The organism is Mesorhizobium sp. M0019, assembly GCF_040323975.1.
In the GTDB taxonomy this organism is placed as follows: domain Bacteria; phylum Pseudomonadota; class Alphaproteobacteria; order Rhizobiales; family Rhizobiaceae; genus Mesorhizobium.
In genome coordinates, this window is the sequence record NZ_JAMYVK010000014.1 from 29,610 (window position 1) to 44,941 (window position 15,332).

Sequence of the window (15,332 nt, forward strand, 5' to 3'; positions counted from 1 at the left end):
ACGGTTCTCGGTCATGCGCAACCTGGGATCTGGCATGCGCGCATTGCAACTTATCGAGGATCGCCGGCTTGAAACGGTGGACCTGCCGCCACCGCCGCCGCCTTCGCTCGGCGAGGTGACGCTGCGCATCAAGGCCGTGGCGCTGAACCACATCGACGTCTGGGGCTGGCGCGGCATGGCCTTCGCCAAGCGCAAGCTGCCGCTGGTCGTCGGCGCCGAGGCGTCGGGCGAGGTCGAGGCGGTCGGCCCAGGCGTTTCCAGCCTTGTGACCGGGCAATTGGTGTCGATCTATGGCGCCCGCACCTGCGGTCTTTGCCGCGCCTGCCGCGAAGGCCGCGACAATCTCTGCGAGCATGTTTCGGGCGTGCACGGCTTCCATCTCGACGGCTTTGCGCAGGAAAAGATCAACCTGCCGGCGCGCCTTCTGGTCCCCGCCCCGCCCGGCGTGAGCGAAATCGGCGCGGCGGTGGCGCCTGTCACCTTCGGCACAGTCGAGCACATGCTGTTCGACAATGCCCGGCTGCAGCCCGGCGAGACGATACTGGTCCATGCCGGCGGCTCCGGCATCGGCTCCGCCGCGATTCAGCTGGCCAAGAAGATGGGCTGCACGGTTATCACCACCGTCGGCTCGAACGACAAGATCGACAAGGCCAAGGCACTCGGCGCCGACCACGTCATCAATTACCGCGACGACCGCTTCGAAGGCGTCGTGCGCAAGCTGACCAAGAAGAAGGGCGTCGACGTGGTGTTCGAGCATGTCGGCGCCGACACCTTTGCCGCCTCGATGCTGTGCCTCAAACGCGGCGGTCGGCTGGTCACCTGCGGCTCGACCTCCGGCGTGTCGACGCAGATCAATTTGATGCAGTTGTTCCAGCAGCAGCTGAAGCTGCTAGGCTCGTTCGGCTGCCGCATGGAAAACATGGCCGACGCCATGCAGAAGATGGCGGCGGGTCTTGTCGCGCCGGTGATCGACACCGAGGTCGGCTTCGACGGCATCGATGCGGCGCTGAAGCGCATGGAAGGCCGCGACGTCTTCGGCAAGATCATCCTGCGCGTCGGCTGAAATGATCGGCAACGCCTTCAGGAAGATCCGCAGGGACGTGGGATTCCGCTATGGCAGGCGGCTTCGCCAGTTCAACTACTGGCTGGTCGCGCGGGTTGCGATGATCATCATCTCCGCGCTGCGGCTGCTGCCGCCCGACCGGGCGCTCAATTTCGCCGACCGCGCCGCCCGCCGCATCGGCCCTTGGGTAGCGCGCCATCAGGTTGCTGTCGACAATCTGCGCAAGGCCTATCCGGAAAAGAGCGATGCCGAGATCGAGGCGATCGCTTCCGACATGTGGGGCAACATGGCCCGCCTGGCCGCCGAATACATCTTTCTCGATGCTTTGTTCGACTACGATCCCGCTGCGACGAAGCCGGGCCGTGTCGAGGTCAAGGGCGTGGAGCATTTCGTGCGCATTGCCGGCGAGGACAAGCCGCATATCGTCTTCACCGGGCATCTCGGCAATTTCGAGCTGCTGCCAGTGGCGGCGGCGACCTTCGGCATGAACATCACGGCGCTCTTTCGCCCGCCCAACAACCCTTACCTCGCCGACTACATCCTCTCGACCCGCCGCTCGAGCATGGGATCGCTGCTGCCGTCTTCGACCGGTGCCTCGTTCGCACTTGCGGCCATCCTCGAGAAAGGCGGCAATATCGGCGTGCTGGTCGACCAGAAATTCACGGGCGGGCTCGAGACGACATTCTTCGGCCGCCCCTGCGAGAGCAACCGGGTTCTCGGCACCCTGGCGCGGCACTACGATTGCGATGTCTACCCGGCGCGCTGCGTGCGCCTGCCGAACAACCGTTTCCGGCTCGAGATCGAGGACAAGCTCACCTTGCCGCGCACCGCCGGCGGCAGTGTCGACGTCCGCGCCACCACCCAGCTTCTCAACGAGGTGGTCGAGCGCTGGGTGCGAGAAGACCCCGGCCAGTGGATGTGGTTCCACAAGCGCTGGGAGATCAGCGGCCGCAAAAAGCGTCGACCGGCGACAGTGCGCGACAAAGTCGCCTGAGCGGAACGATCTTTTTGGGCACAGGCCCTATTTTGTTCTTGATTTGTGCCGGCAGCTATGCTATTAATTTCGGTATGGTGCTATTTGGCCCCGACGAACCCGCCGCTCCGGCGGGTTTTTTATTGCGGGCCGAGGAGCAGGCCCTAATTCGTCACGAGAATCCGCGTATTACCGAAGCCGGCTTTGCGCACCATCGAATAGAATGCGGCGGCGTTGCTGGGGTGGAGGCGCACACAGCCATGCGATGCCGGGCGTCCCAATTGCCGGATCGCGCCGGTGCCGTGGATAGCATAGCCGCCGCGGAAGAACACCGAATAGGGCATCGGCGACATGTCGTATTTGCGCGAATACCACATCCGGGCCGTCCGCTGTGGGCGATAGCTGCCGCGCGGCGTGATGTAGCCTTTGCGGGCGGTGGAAACGCTCCACCGGTAATACGAAAGCCCGTATCTTACCGTCATCGTCTGTGAGGAAATATCGATGTTCGCGACCAGGCTGGCCGCCCGGCTCTCGAACGACGAACCGAACAGCATCGCCATCAATGCCGCTGCCATGAGAACACTGTTTTTCATGCAATCAAACCCCTTTGATGCCCCTTGCCTGCCTGCCCTCGCGCTGTTCTCCAGCGTTTTGATGGCAAGCCAGCGAGCTAACACCCACTCCCTGACGATTTCACCAATCCAAAGCAGCGAATTTGAACGATTTCCCGCAATAGTTGCTGTAACGACACGCAATCGCCTCGCAATTCGCCATCGGGCTTGCAAAACCCCCTCATCCGCTGCTCAATTCGCCGAATGAACGAACCGAACGAACGGCTCCTCAAGGCTATCGATGACCGAGCCGATGATCTGGTTGCACTGACTGCGGATCTGATCCGCTTTCCGACCATCAATCCGCCCGGCGAAGCCTATCGGCCATGTGCCGAATATATCGGCGCGCGGCTGAAGAAGCGTGGTTTTGAGATCGAATTCATCCGTGCCGAAGGCACGCACGGCGACACTGACCGTTATCCGCGCGTCAACGTCGTCGCCCGTTTCGATGGCCGGGCGCCGGGTGCTTGCGTGCACTTCAATTCGCATATCGACGTCGTCGAGCCCGGCGACGGCTGGAGCCTCGATCCGTTCGCCGGCATCGTCAGGGATGGCAAGGTCTATGGCCGCGGCGCTTGTGACATGAAAGGCGGGCTTGCCGCCTCGATCATTGCCGCTGAAGCCTTCATGGAGGTCTTTCCCGATTTTCCCGGCGCCATCGAGATTTCAGGCACGGTCGACGAGGAGTCCGGCGGCTTTGGCGGCGTCGCCCATCTGGCGAAGCTCGGCTATTTCTCCAGACCGAAGGTCGACCACGTCATCATTCCCGAGCCGCTCAACAAGGATCGCATCTGCCTTGGCCATCGCGGCGTCTGGTGGGCGGAGATCGAGACCAAGGGCGAGATCGCGCACGGCTCGATGCCGTTCCTCGGCGACAACGCAGTGCGCCATATGGGCGCCGTGCTGCGGGCCTTCGAGGATGAGCTGTTTCCGGCGCTCGACCGCAAGATGACGCGCATGCCGGTCGTGCCCGAAGGCGCAAAACGCTCGACCATGAACATCAACTCGATCCATGGCGGCCAGACGGAGGATTTCCGGCCCGGCCTGCCCTCGCCCAATGTGCCTGATTCCTGCCGGCTGACAATCGACCGCCGCTTCCTGCTCGAAGAGGATCTCGCTACGGTCAAGAGCGAGGTGACCGATATCCTGGAACGGCTGAAGCGCGAGCGCAAAAAGTTCGATTACGAGATCCGCGATCTGATGGAGGTGCTGCCGCTGATGACCGAGCGCGACGCACCGGTGGTGAAGGCGGTCGCGCAAGGCATCATGGAGATATTCGACCGCGAGCCGGATTATGTGATTTCGCCCGGCACCTACGACCAGAAGCACATCGCCCGCATCGGCCACATCTATGACTGCATCGCCTATGGCCCGGGCATCCTCGATCTCGCCCACCGGCCCGATGAATGGGTCGGCATTGCCGACATGCTGGACTCGGCGAAGGTGATGGCCATCGGCCTCGGCGTTCTGCTGAGGGGCGCCGGCCCGCTATGATCCGGCCATGGGCGGAAAAACATTCCTCCCGGCGTTGGCGGACGGTACGAAACGCAATTTACTCGGCGGCGAATTCACGCTTCTATCCGCCGGGTTTTGAGCACGTGTTTTAGCATATGGGGAGTTGCACGATGAAATTGTGGAAAACCATTCTGGCCGCCGCGGCGCTGGCGTTGGCCGCCGGAACCTCGGCGATGGCCGCGCGCACCGACCTGGTCATCGGCATTACGCTCGAACCCCCGCATCTCGACCCGACCGCGGGTGCCGCCGCGGCAATCGACGAGGTACTCTATGCCAATGTCTTCGAGGGCCTGACCCGCATCGGTCCGAACGGCGAGGTGCTGCCCGATCTCGCCGAAAGCTGGAGCATTTCCGACGACGGCAAGGTCTACACTTTCAAGCTGCATACAGGCGTGAAATTCCATGACGGCAGCGACTTCAACGCCGACGACGTGAAATTCTCGCTCGATCGTGCCGGCGCCGACAATTCCGTCAACGCGCAAAAGAGCCTGTTCGCCGCCATCGACAAGGTCGAGGTCGTCGATCCCACGACGGTGAATGTCACGCTGAAGAACCCGCAAGGCTCGTTCCTCTACAATATGGGCTGGGGCGACGCGGTGATCGTCGCGCCTGAGACAGCCGACACCAACAAGGAAAAACCGATCGGCACCGGCCCGTTCAAGTTCCAGAACTGGGCCAAGGGCTCGTCGATCACGCTGGTCAAGTCGGACAATTACTGGGGCGCCCCGGTGTTCCTCGACAAGGCCGAATTCCGCATCATTCCAGATGCCGCCGCCGCCGTTCCGGCGCTGCTTTCCGGCGACGTCCAGGCCTTTCCGTTCTTCGATCCTGACAGTGTCGCCCAGGTCAAGGACGACCCGCGCTTCAAGGTGGTAATCGGCTCGACCGAGGGTGAAACCATCCTGTCGATCAACAACAAGAAGCCGCCCTTCGACAAGCTGCAGGTCAGGCAGGCTATTTCCTTTGCACTCGATCGCAAGGCGATCATCGACGGCGCCTCGGCCGGCCTCGGCGTGCCGATCGGCTCGCACATGTCGCCCGCCAGCAAGGCCTATGTCGACCTCACCGGCCTCTACCCGCACAATGTGGAGAAAGCCAAGGAGTTGCTGAAGGAAGCCGGCCTGGAGAATGGCTTCATGGCGACGCTGAAGCTGCCGCCGCCCTCCTATGCGCGGCTTGGTGGCGAGATCATCGCCTCCGAGCTTCGCGAAATCGGCATCGATCTCGAGATCATACCGGTCGAATGGGCGCAGTGGCTGGACCAGGTCTTCACCAAGAAGGATTACGACCTGACCATCGTTTCCCACACCGAGCCTAACGACATCGATATCTATTCGCGCAAGGACTATTACTTCAACTACGACAACCCGGCCTTCGACAAGATCATCGACGAGCTGAACCTTACCTCCGACGAGGCCAAGCGCACGACGCTGCTCGGCGAGGCGCAGAAGGTCCTGGCCGATGACGCCGTGGTCGGCTTCCTCTACGAACTGCCGAAGGTCGGCGTCTGGGACGCCAAACTGCAGGGCCTGTGGGAAAACGCCCCGATCCAGGCCAACGACCTGACCAAGGTGAAGTGGACGGATTGATCGCTGACAGAAAGGCGAAAGTTGCACTCCGTCACACCCCCCTCTGTCCTGCCGGACATCTCCCCCTCAGGGGCGGAGATTGAGCCCTCATCGCCGCTTTCGCTAACCACTAGCGTTGCAAGGACAGTGCCAGCGTGGAAACTGCCAATCTCCCCCCTAGAGGGGGAGATGTCCGGCAGGACAGAGGGGGGTGGGCGGGAACGCAAGCTTCGCCCGGTGCTTGCACCGGTCTCCTCATGACCGCCTACCTCCTAAAGCGCCTCGCCATCGCCATCGTCACGCTGGTTCTGGCCTCGATCGTGGTCTTTGCCGTGCTGGAGATCATTCCCGGCGACCCGGCGCGGCTGATGCTTGGCCTGAACGCCAGCGCCGACCAGATCGAATTGCTGCGCAACCAGATGGGTCTCAACGCTCCCGTCGTGCTGCGCTACCTGCATTGGGCCGGCGGCTTGCTGAGCCTCGATTTCGGCCGTTCCTATACCTATTCGGTGCCGGTCATCGATCTGGTCCGTGAGCGCCTCGTCGTCTCGCTGCCGCTGGCACTGATGGCGCTGGCGCTGTCCACCGTTATTGCCATCCCGGTCGGGTTGTTTTCCGCCAGCCGGCCGGGCCGCCCCGGCGACACGATCGCGATGGGTGCCGCCCAGTTTGGCGTCGCCGTGCCCAATTTCTGGTTTGCGCTGATGCTGATCTATCTGTTCGCCGTCTGGCTGCGGCTGGTGCCGGGCGGCGGGTTTCCCGGCTGGGGCGCCGGCGTCTGGCCGGCACTGAAATCGCTGCTCCTGCCGGCGGTCGCACTTGCTCTGCCGCAGGCGGCGATCCTCGCCCGGGTCACCCGCTCGGCGCTGATTGAAGTGCTGAACGAGGACTACATCCGCACCGCCCGCGCCAAGGGCCTGCCCTATCGTCTTGTCTTGTGGCGGCATGCGCTGCGCAACGCCATGATCCCGGTGGTCACCATTCTAGGCCTGCAATTCGCCTTCCTGCTTGCCGGCACCATCATCATCGAGAACGTCTTCTATTTGCCCGGCCTCGGCCGGCTGGTGTTCCAGGCAATCAACCAGCGTGACCTGATCGTGGTCGAGAGCGTCGTCATGCTGCTGGTTGCAGCCGTCATCATCGTCAATTTCATTGTCGATCTCTCCTATGCGGTGGTCGATCCGCGCCTGAGAGGCAGGCAATGACGCTGCACATCGACATCCCCGACGAGAACCTTGCCAGCATCCTGGCCAAGGCGTTTCGAAACCGTTCGTTCCTCGCCGGCTTCGTCGTCACCGCACTGGTGGCCGCGGTCGCGATCCTCTCCTTCTTGTGGACGCCTTACGACGTCACCAGGCTGGTGATTTCCGACAAGACCCAGGCGCCATCGTTGGCGCACTGGTTCGGCACCGACCATTTCGGTCGCGACATCCTGTCGATGATCATGGTCGGCGCCCGCAACTCGATTGCCGTGGCGCTGGTGGCGGTCGGCATCGGCATGGGCGTCGGCGTGCCGCTCGGCGCCTTTGCCGCGGCGCGCGGCGGCATCGCCGACGACGTGCTGATGCGGCTGAACGATCTGGTCTTCGCCTTTCCGGCGCTGCTTTCGGCAATCATGATCACCGCCATCTTCGGGCCCAGCGCGTTCAACGCCATCATTGCCATCGGCATCTTCAACATCCCGGTGTTCGCGCGCGTCGCCCGCGCCGGCGCCCTGGCGATCTGGCCGCGCGAATTCATCCTCGCCGCCCGCGCCGCCGGCAAGAGCAGGACGCTGATCAGCATCGAACATGTGCTGCCCAACATCGCCACGCTGCTGCTGGTGCAAGGCACCATCCAGTTCGCGCTGGGCATACTGGCCGAAGCCGGGCTTTCCTATGTCGGGCTGGGCACGCAGCCGCCGATGCCGAGTTGGGGCCGCATGCTGTTCGATGCCCAGACCCGCATGGTGGTGGCGCCGTGGATGGCGATCTTTCCGGGCATGGCGATCGTCATCACCGTGCTTGGCCTGAACCTGCTTGGCGACGGCATTGCCGACATTCTCGATCCGAAATCGCGGCGGCAGCGATGAGCCTGCTCGAAATCGAGAAGCTGTCGCTGACCATCGGCGGCACGCCCATCCTCAGGGACATCGAGCTGTCCGTCGCGCCCGGCGAAGTCATGGGGCTGGTCGGCGAATCCGGCTCCGGCAAGTCGATGACGGCGCTCACCGTGATGCAGCTCCTGCCGTGGGCGGCACGCGCAACCGGACGCGTTACCTTCGACGGCATCGACATCCTGGCGGCGAGCGAGGACCAGATGTGCGCACTGCGCGGCGACGACATCGGCATGGTGTTCCAGGAGCCGATGACGGCGCTCAACCCGGTCAAGACCATCGGCGAGCAGGTTGCCGAGGGTATTCGCTGGCACACCAGGGCGAGCCGCGCCGACGCCGAGGAACGGGCGCGAAAAATGCTCGACCGGGTCGGCCTGCCGGCGGCGCAGTTCCCGCTGTCGCGTTATCCGCACGAGTTGTCCGGAGGCCAGCGCCAGCGCGTCGTCATCGCCATCGCCTGTGCGCTGAAGCCCAAGCTGCTGGTTGCGGACGAGCCGACGACTGCGCTCGACGTGGTGCTGCAGGCGCAGATCCTCGACCTGCTGCGCGACCTCGTTGCGGAAAACCGCATGGGGCTGCTGCTTATCTCGCATGACCTCGCCGTGGTGACCGAGATGGCGGATCGCATCACCATCTTGCGCCATGGCGAGGTGATGGAGGCCGGCGACACGGCGCGCATTCTGTCCGGACAGCTTCATCCCTATACGCGCCAGCTGGCGCAGGCCTCGATGCATGTGCCCGCGCGGGCTAGGCACAGCGTCGGCCAAGGAAAACCTCTGGTTGAGGTAGACAGCGTGACGCGCGACTATCCGGCACGGCGCACATCGCTGCTCAAGCGAGGGGCTCCCATCCGCGCCGTCGACGATGTCTCCTTCTCCATGGCGCCCGGTCAGTCGGTGGCGCTGGTCGGCCGTTCCGGCTGTGGCAAGTCGACGCTTGCCCGCATGGTTCTGGCACTGGACAAGCCGACATCAGGTACGATCCGCTTCCGCGGCGATACCCTCACCGGCAAGAGCGAGGCGGAGCTGAAGCCGGCACGGCGCGACATGCAGGTCGTGTTCCAGGACCCGTATGGCTCGTTCGACCCACGCCAGAAGGTCGAGAGATTGGTGGCCGAGCCGCTGCATGTGCTGGAGAAGAAGCCGGCGCCCGCCGCGCGGCGCGAGATGGTGGCGTATGCGCTGCACGAGGTCGGCCTCTCACCAGGCGACATGGACAAATACCCGCATGAGTTTTCGGGCGGCCAGCGCCAGCGCCTTTCGATCGCCCGCGCCATCATCACGCGGCCGAAACTGGTCGTCGCCGACGAGCCGGTCTCGGCGCTCGACGTCTCGATCCGCGCGCAGATCCTCGATTTGTTCGCCGAGCTCAACCAAAAACTCGGCATCGCCTATCTGTTCATCACCCATGATCTGACCGTCGCCCGCGCCATCACCGACGAAGTGATGGTCATGCATGACGGCAAGATCGTCGAGCGCGGCAGGACGAGCGAAGTGCTCGACCACCCGCAATCCGAAGCGGCCAAGGCGCTGGTCACTGCTGCTCCAGACCTGCACCGGGCGATTGCAAAACGGCTGCAGGAACAGGGGTGAGCAGCCGGTTCGCAAAGCGAGTTCATCGTGCCGGTGGCACGATGAAAGGCCAGCGAACGCCGGGACGCTGCGGAGCAGCGGGGACCCGGCTGTGTCGCTTCGTGGCACGGCTTAACCTTATTCGTTCGGCGCACGGGCGGGAGAATGGCCATTGACAGCAAACGGTTATGAAAGGCGCGACGGGCCGGGGCCTGATCGGGTTCCTCCGCTGGGCCTGGGCGGCTCCGCTGCTCTGTTCGGCGCGGGTGCTCTGCTGCTGTTCCTGACAACGCGGGTAGCCGTCCCGGCGTTCGTCTCCGCCACCGGGGCAGAGCCTGTGGTGATGTGGTTCCTGGCCGCAAGCATCGTCCTTTTCGGCCCCCTGCTTCTCACGGCTGCCCTGCTGTTGTATCGGGAACGGCGTTCAGGAAGGCCGGGGTCGTTGGGCGCGCGACTATGGCTTCGCCCGATGAATGGCGGCGACTGGCTCTGGGCTGTTGGAGGGCTGGCGGCCGTCGGCGTGCTGACCGGCGGCATTGGCGCCGCGCTCCGGATGCTGCAAGACGGGAAGAATTTTAATCCCTCGTTCATGGCTTTCGAGCCGCTCGGTCCCGGCCGATACTGGATTCTCGGCGCGTGGCTTCCGTTTTTTGTGCTGAACATCGTTGGGGAAGAGTTTGTCTGGCGGGGTTTCGCGCTGCCGCGGCAAGAGATTGCCTTCGGCAGGCGGGCTTGGCTGGTCAATGGGATCCCGTGGTTGCTGTTCCACGCTGCCTTCCCCTGGCAAGTCCTGTTGACCCTTGTGCCGATCACGTTGCTGCTGCCCTATGTCGTCCAGCGGCGTCGCAGCACATGGGCCGGGATGGTTATCCACGCCGGGTTCGGAGCGATGGGCTTCCTGGTCCTGGCGTTCGGGCTTGCATGAATGCCGCACGAAGTGAAGGGCTTGACGCGGAGCGGAGCAAAGCTGCCGGACCAAGGAAACGACGAATCTGAGAATGATGAACGCGACAAACCCGAGTGCGGCAGTTCAAGTCCTGCCAGACAATCTCTGAACCCTTACACCGGGGCCCACTTTTGGTACCTTCCGGGGGGGCGAGTTCAAGGGAACGTCAATTCGCACACATTCCAAACTGAACGCGAGAGGGTAAACGTCATATGGACTACCTAAAGGAAAATCTCATTGGAAAAGAATTTCGATCAATTAAGTACGAAAACGGCAGTATCATGATCGTACTTGAGAGAGGTTCCATCGCAGTAAATACCAAAATTTCATGCTCTATCCTGGCATACATGCAGTCTATCAATATTATTGACGTTGTCACCGACTCCGGACGGGTTTCCATTATATTCTCTGACAGATCTGAGATTCGCATATCGCGAGTAATTGAGCGCGGGATTTCTCCGGAGAGCTTTGTCTATCACGGCGAGGATAACATAATAATAGTGGATAATTCAATAAGTAAATGAAGTCAGATCATGGAGATTGTAGCGGCTTCGACTGTGAGACGTGGCATACGTGACTACTTCGAGGGCATTGTCCTTCTCCCAAGGCTACAGGACGCCAGCTTTCGGCCTGAACGACATCTGATTGCGCGACGGGACTTTGCCGGCGAACTTTTCTAAATTGCGGTGACGAATTAGGGGATGGGGTGACGGGTGCACTTTGTCGCCTTCGCCTAGTCCCCCAACAAAGGAGGCGATAAATCTCCCTCTGTTCCAAACGACTAACAGGAGGGGCTAATGGTCGACCTATCAATGCTCGAGTGGTTAAAGGAGTGGTACCAAGGGCAGTGCAACGGCGATTGGGAACACCAATACGGCATAAAAATTGATACGATCGACAACCCTGGATGGGAAGTTTCAATAGATTTGCACGGGACGCAGCTCTATGGAAGAAAGTTTACAGACGTAAGCTTTCAGTATGGCGACGAAATAGATTGGTCTTTTGTAACAGTAAAGGACGGTACTTTCAAGGGATTTGGAGGGGCAAGGAACTTGTTGAAGATTGTCGAAGAGTTTAAAAAGTTTGCGATGGATACGCAAAGGTAAATAGAGCAATTAGATGCCTCAAGATTTTTTTCGCCAGAAAACGGGAACTACGGTGACAGTGCTGGACTGCACCCCGTAAGTGAGACACGGTAATTTCTGTGACAGGCCATCCTTGGAGGATTGGCCTATGACAGACAAAGTGACGTTCAGAACGTCAACAGTCAGCCGATGCCTCAGCCTTGCGGCTTGACCACGTCGGCCGGGCTGATGTCGAGCAGGTCGAGCGTGCGGCGCAACAGCTGCATTTCGCTCCCGGCGAGTTGCGAATCGGCCTTGGCGATTTCGGCCATGTGGCGGGCGAGCAGCTTGCGCCGTTCGACGTCGAGGTCGCGGAACTGCGCGACGGCCTGCGAGCCGTTGGTCTCGTAGCCGAATTCGTTGAGATATTCGATGACGCTGTCGATGCTGGTTTCCGGAATGCCGAAGGCGTCCCGGCAAATACGCCTGAAGACGGTCATTTCGCTTTCGCTGACCGATCCGTCGGCCAGGATCATACGGAACAGCATCAGCAATTCCGCCGACAGCACCGGATCGTCCGCGACCTTGCGCACGCCGGGGTCGCCGTCGAAGATCGAGCGTATCTGGTCCAGCAATCCCATCGCCATCAGCCCCTTCCGATTCGTCGGGAAGGTAGCGCGGAATCGGCTTGGCGCAAACGGGGTGCGATGGTGGAAAAGCCGCCTGCGTGCGCTCATTGGTGTGTGACCGCGCGCCTGATACTATGCCGTTGTACGAATCATGTTGAGGAGGGACCGAACATGAATCTCAGTGCGCCTACCCAGCTTATTTTCATTATATCCCTTGTTATCGCCATTATCGGCGTTCTCGCCGCGCTTGGCGTCCTTGCGTTCATCCCTTTGGCTGCTGTGTGGATTGTCGTCATCGCTTACATCGTGCTGGCCGCCGGCTGCCTGATGCGCGGCGCCTAAACACGTCCAGACAATTACCACCCACAGCCACCGCGGAGCGCCCGGCAAAAAGCGGGCCGCTTTTGATTCCGACGGATGCTTTGTTAAAGTCGCGTGGCGGAAGGAAAGCGCATGCCCGACAGCGAAGACGGCAGCCGCCACGAAAGCCCAGGCCTCGATCGGTTCGAGATGGTGCGGCGCGCGCCGAGCCATCGGCTTCAGGGCGCCGTCACCGACATATGCGGCTTTCGCGAAACCATGCCAGGCCATTTCCGCGCCATCGAATATGCCTCGCTGACCGTGCCGCTGGTCATCAGCTTTGCCGAACCCTTTGCCATCAGGCTCGGCCATGACCCGGGCGACAATGACCGCTTCGCCAGTTTTGCCGCCGGCCTTTATGCCGGGCCGGTAGTGATCGAATCCTTCGGCGGCGCCTGCTGTGTGCAGATCAATTTCAGCCCGCTCGGCGCTCGTCGCTTCTTCGGACGGCCGATGAGCGAACTGACCGACCGCATGGTCGGCCTGGATGACGTGCTCGGCGTCGAAGGCATCGCGCTTCGCGAAAGGCTTGGCAATGCGCCGGATTGGAGCTCACGCTTTGCCATCGCCGAGGCCTTCGTCGCCGATCGGTTGGCAACCGCAGACCGCACTCAAGCCGACATAGTCTGGGCCTATGAGACGATCGTCTCGACGCGTGGGCGGACCCGCATCTCGACGCTGGCCGAAAAGCTTGGCTGGAGCCGCAAGCATCTCGCCGGAAAATTTTCGGATGCGATCGGCGTTGGACCCAAGACGCTGTCGCGAATTGTCCGCTTCAACCATGCGCTTGGCCTGTCGAGACAAGCCAACAGCGCTTGGGCCGACATCGCCGCAGACTGCGGCTATGCCGACCAGGCGCATCTGGTGCGCGAGTTTCGCGACCTCGCAGGCGTCACCCCGACCACTGTCGCCGTGAGGTAACATTTCTTCAAGACGCGCAACCGGCCTTCGCGCAGACTGGGTTGATCGACCAACCCGCTGAAGGAGATCAGCCATGCCGAACACCACTGAACCACCTCGGCTTTATCCGGCGCTGCGCTACAGGAATGCCGGCAAGATGATCGACTGGCTGTGCGAGGCCTTCGGCTTCAGCGTTCGCGCCCGCCATGGCGAAGGCGACGTGGTGCACCACGCCGAACTCGCGTTCGGGTCCTCGATCATCATGCTCGGCACGGCGCGCGACGACGCCTATGGCAAGATGGTCGGCGCGCCGGGTTCGGGCGGCGGCAAGTCGATCTACGTTGCGGTCGCTGACGCAGACGCGGCATACGCGCGGGCAAAGACCGCCGGCGCCGAGATTCTGGAAGAACTCACCGACCGCGACTATGGCAGCCGCGAATTCATCTGCCGCGATCCGGAAGGCAATGTCTGGTCGTTCGGCACCTACTGGCCGAAGGCTGACGAGAAAGCATGATCCCGAAAAGTGGAGACCGGTTTTCGGACAAGATCATGCTCAAGCAAAGTATCTAACGCGCCAGCCCAAAAATCGCGTCGCAGTCGAGGTGGGTTTCCAGCTCGGCTGCGATCTCGTCCAGTGCCCGTTCGACCTCGGCGCGGTAGTCGATGCCGCCGCCTTTGACGCCGAGGCTTTCGAGGAATTTCGCCCGGAAGGCGTCGGCGGAAAACAGCCCGTGCATATAGGTGCCCGATACCTTGCCGTCGGCCGAGATGGCGCCGTCATCGACGCCGTTGATAACGGCGGACGGCCGCAGCGTATCCGGACCGGTGGTGCGGCCGAGATGGATTTCGTAGCCCTCGAGCGGCAGATCGAACGGCACCGAGCGCGCGCTGATATTGCGCACCGTCTTTTCCGGCTCCATCACTGTTTCGACGTTGAGCAGGCCAAGCCCTTGTGTCTCGGTAACGCTGCCCTCGATGCCGTCGGGATCGCGCACGCTACGGCCGAGCATCTGGAAGCCACCGCAAATGCCGACGATGTGGCCACCGCGTTTCCTGTGCGCGGCAAGGTCGCGGTCCCAGCCGTTCTCGCGCAATTTCAGGAGATCGCCGATCGTCGACTTCGAGCCGGGAATGATCACCAGACCCGCATCTTCGGGCAAGCGCTCACCAGGCGGCACGAACACCACCTCGACCTGCGGTTCGGCCTTGAGCGGGTCGAGATCGTCGAAATTGGCGATGCGCGAGAGCATCGGCACGGCAACCTTCAGCGCGCGCTTCTCGCCGGACGCCAGTCGTTCGAGCACGACGGAATCTTCCGACGGCAGCCGCGCCGCCGCCTTCAGCCACGGCACGACGCCAAAACAGCGCCAGCCGGTGAATTTTTCGATCGCCTTGATGCCGTCTTCGAACAGCGAGACGTCGCCACGGAACTTGTTGATGAGGTAGCCGACGATCATGCGCCGGTCCTTGTCCGGCAGGATCAGATGGGTGCCGGCGACCGAGGCGATGACGCCGCCGCGATCGATATCGCCGACCAGGATCACCGGCACGCCGGCGCGCGTCGCAAAGCCCATATTGGCAATGTCGCGGCTCCTGAGATTGATCTCGGCCGGCGATCCCGCGCCCTCGACAATGACCAGGTCCGCGTCCTCGCCGACCGTCGCCCAGGAGTCCAGCACCGCATCCATCAGCCGGCCCTTCAGCGCCTGGTAGTCGCGCGCCCGCGCCTCGCCGTACACCTTGCCCTGCACGACGACTTGAGCGCCGACATCGGTCTGCGGCTTGAGCAGCACCGGATTCATGTGGACGGTCGGTGCCACGCCACAGGCGATCGCCTGAAGCCATTGCGCGCGGCCGATCTCGCCGCCGCCTGAATCGCCTGGAATATCGGCGACAGCGGCGTTGTTCGACATGTTCTGCGGCTTGAACGGCCGCACTTTCAAGCCGCGCTTCTTCGCCGCGCGGCACAGACCGGCGACGAGCACCGTCTTGCCGACATCCGAACCCGTGCCCTGCAGCATGATCGCCTTGGCCATA

General features: G+C 62.3%; 15 protein-coding genes. 12 read left to right on the forward strand and 3 right to left on the reverse strand.

Going from position 1 to position 15,332, the window contains the following annotated elements; all coding sequences use genetic code 11:
* Positions 1–34 precede the first annotated feature (34 nt).
* Together NKK47_RS12700 and NKK47_RS12705 are read left to right on the forward strand one after the other, a co-directional pair.
* The gene (locus NKK47_RS12700) at positions 35–1,063 is read left to right on the forward strand and encodes a zinc-binding dehydrogenase (RefSeq protein WP_352577051.1); all 1,029 of its coding nucleotides are present in this window, start codon (positions 35–37) and stop codon (positions 1,061–1,063) included.
* Position 1,064: 1 nt separating this feature from the next.
* Entirely contained in the window at positions 1,065–2,057 is a 993-nt protein-coding gene (locus NKK47_RS12705) for a lipid A biosynthesis lauroyl acyltransferase (protein ID WP_352577052.1), read from the forward strand.
* 143 nt (positions 2,058–2,200) lie between these two features.
* On the opposite strand, the gene NKK47_RS12710 is transcribed toward NKK47_RS12705, so the two are convergent.
* A complete protein-coding gene (locus NKK47_RS12710; protein WP_352577115.1) occupies positions 2,201–2,629 on the reverse strand; it encodes a L,D-transpeptidase in 429 nt (142 codons plus the stop codon).
* A 222-nt stretch (positions 2,630–2,851) separates the two neighbouring features.
* On the opposite strand from NKK47_RS12710, the gene NKK47_RS12715 reads away from it, so the two are divergent.
* The 7 genes from NKK47_RS12715 to NKK47_RS12745 all read left to right on the forward strand — a co-directional run bounded on the left by NKK47_RS12715 (position 2,852) and on the right by NKK47_RS12745 (position 11,448).
* Positions 2,852–4,141 carry an acetylornithine deacetylase/succinyl-diaminopimelate desuccinylase family protein gene (locus NKK47_RS12715; protein ID WP_352577054.1) on the forward strand — a complete coding sequence of 430 codons (1,290 nt, stop codon included), beginning with the start codon at positions 2,852–2,854 and terminating at the stop codon, positions 4,139–4,141.
* Between the two features lie 131 nt (positions 4,142–4,272).
* The gene (locus NKK47_RS12720; RefSeq protein WP_352577056.1) at positions 4,273–5,751 is read left to right on the forward strand and encodes an ABC transporter substrate-binding protein; all 1,479 of its coding nucleotides are present in this window, start codon (positions 4,273–4,275) and stop codon (positions 5,749–5,751) included.
* Positions 5,752–5,987: 236 nt separating this feature from the next.
* Positions 5,988–6,935 (forward strand): ABC transporter permease, encoded by a 948-nt coding sequence (locus NKK47_RS12725; protein WP_352577057.1) that lies wholly within the window; start codon positions 5,988–5,990, stop codon positions 6,933–6,935.
* Positions 6,932–7,801: an ABC transporter permease gene (locus NKK47_RS12730; protein WP_352577059.1), complete on the forward strand. Its 870-nt coding sequence runs from the start codon at positions 6,932–6,934 to the stop codon at positions 7,799–7,801. The genes NKK47_RS12725 and NKK47_RS12730 overlap by 4 nt, the downstream gene beginning before the upstream one ends.
* Positions 7,798–9,417 (forward strand): ABC transporter ATP-binding protein, encoded by a 1,620-nt coding sequence (locus NKK47_RS12735; protein ID WP_352577061.1) that lies wholly within the window; start codon positions 7,798–7,800, stop codon positions 9,415–9,417. The genes NKK47_RS12730 and NKK47_RS12735 overlap by 4 nt, the downstream gene beginning before the upstream one ends.
* A 448-nt stretch (positions 9,418–9,865) precedes the next feature.
* Positions 9,866–10,321 carry a CPBP family intramembrane glutamic endopeptidase gene (locus NKK47_RS12740; protein WP_352577063.1) on the forward strand — a complete coding sequence of 152 codons (456 nt, stop codon included), beginning with the start codon at positions 9,866–9,868 and terminating at the stop codon, positions 10,319–10,321.
* Positions 10,322–11,139: 818 nt separating this feature from the next.
* Entirely contained in the window at positions 11,140–11,448 is a 309-nt protein-coding gene (locus tag NKK47_RS12745; protein ID WP_352577065.1) for an immunity 53 family protein, read from the forward strand.
* Between the two features lie 173 nt (positions 11,449–11,621).
* Here NKK47_RS12745 and NKK47_RS12750 read toward each other — a convergent pair whose 3' ends face one another.
* Positions 11,622–12,053 carry a TerB family tellurite resistance protein gene (locus NKK47_RS12750; protein ID WP_352577066.1) on the reverse strand — a complete coding sequence of 144 codons (432 nt, stop codon included), beginning with the start codon at positions 12,051–12,053 and terminating at the stop codon, positions 11,622–11,624.
* 153 nt (positions 12,054–12,206) lie between these two features.
* On the opposite strand from NKK47_RS12750, the gene NKK47_RS12755 reads away from it, so the two are divergent.
* The 3 genes from NKK47_RS12755 to NKK47_RS12765 all read left to right on the forward strand — a co-directional run bounded on the left by NKK47_RS12755 (position 12,207) and on the right by NKK47_RS12765 (position 13,809).
* Positions 12,207–12,377, forward strand: a complete 171-nt coding sequence (locus NKK47_RS12755) for a hypothetical protein (RefSeq protein ID WP_352451984.1) — start codon at positions 12,207–12,209, stop codon at positions 12,375–12,377.
* Between the two features lie 111 nt (positions 12,378–12,488).
* On the forward strand, positions 12,489–13,316 hold the full coding sequence (locus NKK47_RS12760) for a helix-turn-helix domain-containing protein (protein ID WP_352577068.1): 828 nt from the start codon (positions 12,489–12,491) through the stop codon (positions 13,314–13,316).
* 73 nt (positions 13,317–13,389) lie between these two features.
* Positions 13,390–13,809, forward strand: a complete 420-nt coding sequence (locus NKK47_RS12765; RefSeq protein ID WP_352577070.1) for a VOC family protein — start codon at positions 13,390–13,392, stop codon at positions 13,807–13,809.
* Between the two features lie 52 nt (positions 13,810–13,861).
* On the opposite strand, the gene NKK47_RS12770 is transcribed toward NKK47_RS12765, so the two are convergent.
* Positions 13,862–15,331 (reverse strand): cobyric acid synthase, encoded by a 1,470-nt coding sequence (locus NKK47_RS12770; RefSeq protein ID WP_352577072.1) that lies wholly within the window; start codon positions 15,329–15,331, stop codon positions 13,862–13,864.
* Between the last annotated feature and the right edge of the window lies 1 nt (position 15,332).

Coding starts and splice junctions, on each gene's coding strand:
- NKK47_RS12700 (WP_352577051.1), top strand. CDS start 35: ATGCGCGCATTGCAACTTATCGAGGATCGCCGGCTTGAAACGGTGGAC.
- NKK47_RS12705 (WP_352577052.1), top strand. CDS start 1,065: ATGATCGGCAACGCCTTCAGGAAGATCCGCAGGGACGTGGGATTCCGC.
- NKK47_RS12710 (WP_352577115.1), bottom strand. CDS start 2,629: ATGAAAAACAGTGTTCTCATGGCAGCGGCATTGATGGCGATGCTGTTC.
- NKK47_RS12715 (WP_352577054.1), top strand. CDS start 2,852: ATGAACGAACCGAACGAACGGCTCCTCAAGGCTATCGATGACCGAGCC.
- NKK47_RS12720 (WP_352577056.1), top strand. CDS start 4,273: ATGAAATTGTGGAAAACCATTCTGGCCGCCGCGGCGCTGGCGTTGGCC.
- NKK47_RS12725 (WP_352577057.1), top strand. CDS start 5,988: ATGACCGCCTACCTCCTAAAGCGCCTCGCCATCGCCATCGTCACGCTG.
- NKK47_RS12730 (WP_352577059.1), top strand. CDS start 6,932: ATGACGCTGCACATCGACATCCCCGACGAGAACCTTGCCAGCATCCTG.
- NKK47_RS12735 (WP_352577061.1), top strand. CDS start 7,798: ATGAGCCTGCTCGAAATCGAGAAGCTGTCGCTGACCATCGGCGGCACG.
- NKK47_RS12740 (WP_352577063.1), top strand. CDS start 9,866: ATGAATGGCGGCGACTGGCTCTGGGCTGTTGGAGGGCTGGCGGCCGTC.
- NKK47_RS12745 (WP_352577065.1), top strand. CDS start 11,140: ATGGTCGACCTATCAATGCTCGAGTGGTTAAAGGAGTGGTACCAAGGG.
- NKK47_RS12750 (WP_352577066.1), bottom strand. CDS start 12,053: ATGGCGATGGGATTGCTGGACCAGATACGCTCGATCTTCGACGGCGAC.
- NKK47_RS12755 (WP_352451984.1), top strand. CDS start 12,207: ATGAATCTCAGTGCGCCTACCCAGCTTATTTTCATTATATCCCTTGTT.
- NKK47_RS12760 (WP_352577068.1), top strand. CDS start 12,489: ATGCCCGACAGCGAAGACGGCAGCCGCCACGAAAGCCCAGGCCTCGAT.
- NKK47_RS12765 (WP_352577070.1), top strand. CDS start 13,390: ATGCCGAACACCACTGAACCACCTCGGCTTTATCCGGCGCTGCGCTAC.
- NKK47_RS12770 (WP_352577072.1), bottom strand. CDS start 15,331: ATGGCCAAGGCGATCATGCTGCAGGGCACGGGTTCGGATGTCGGCAAG.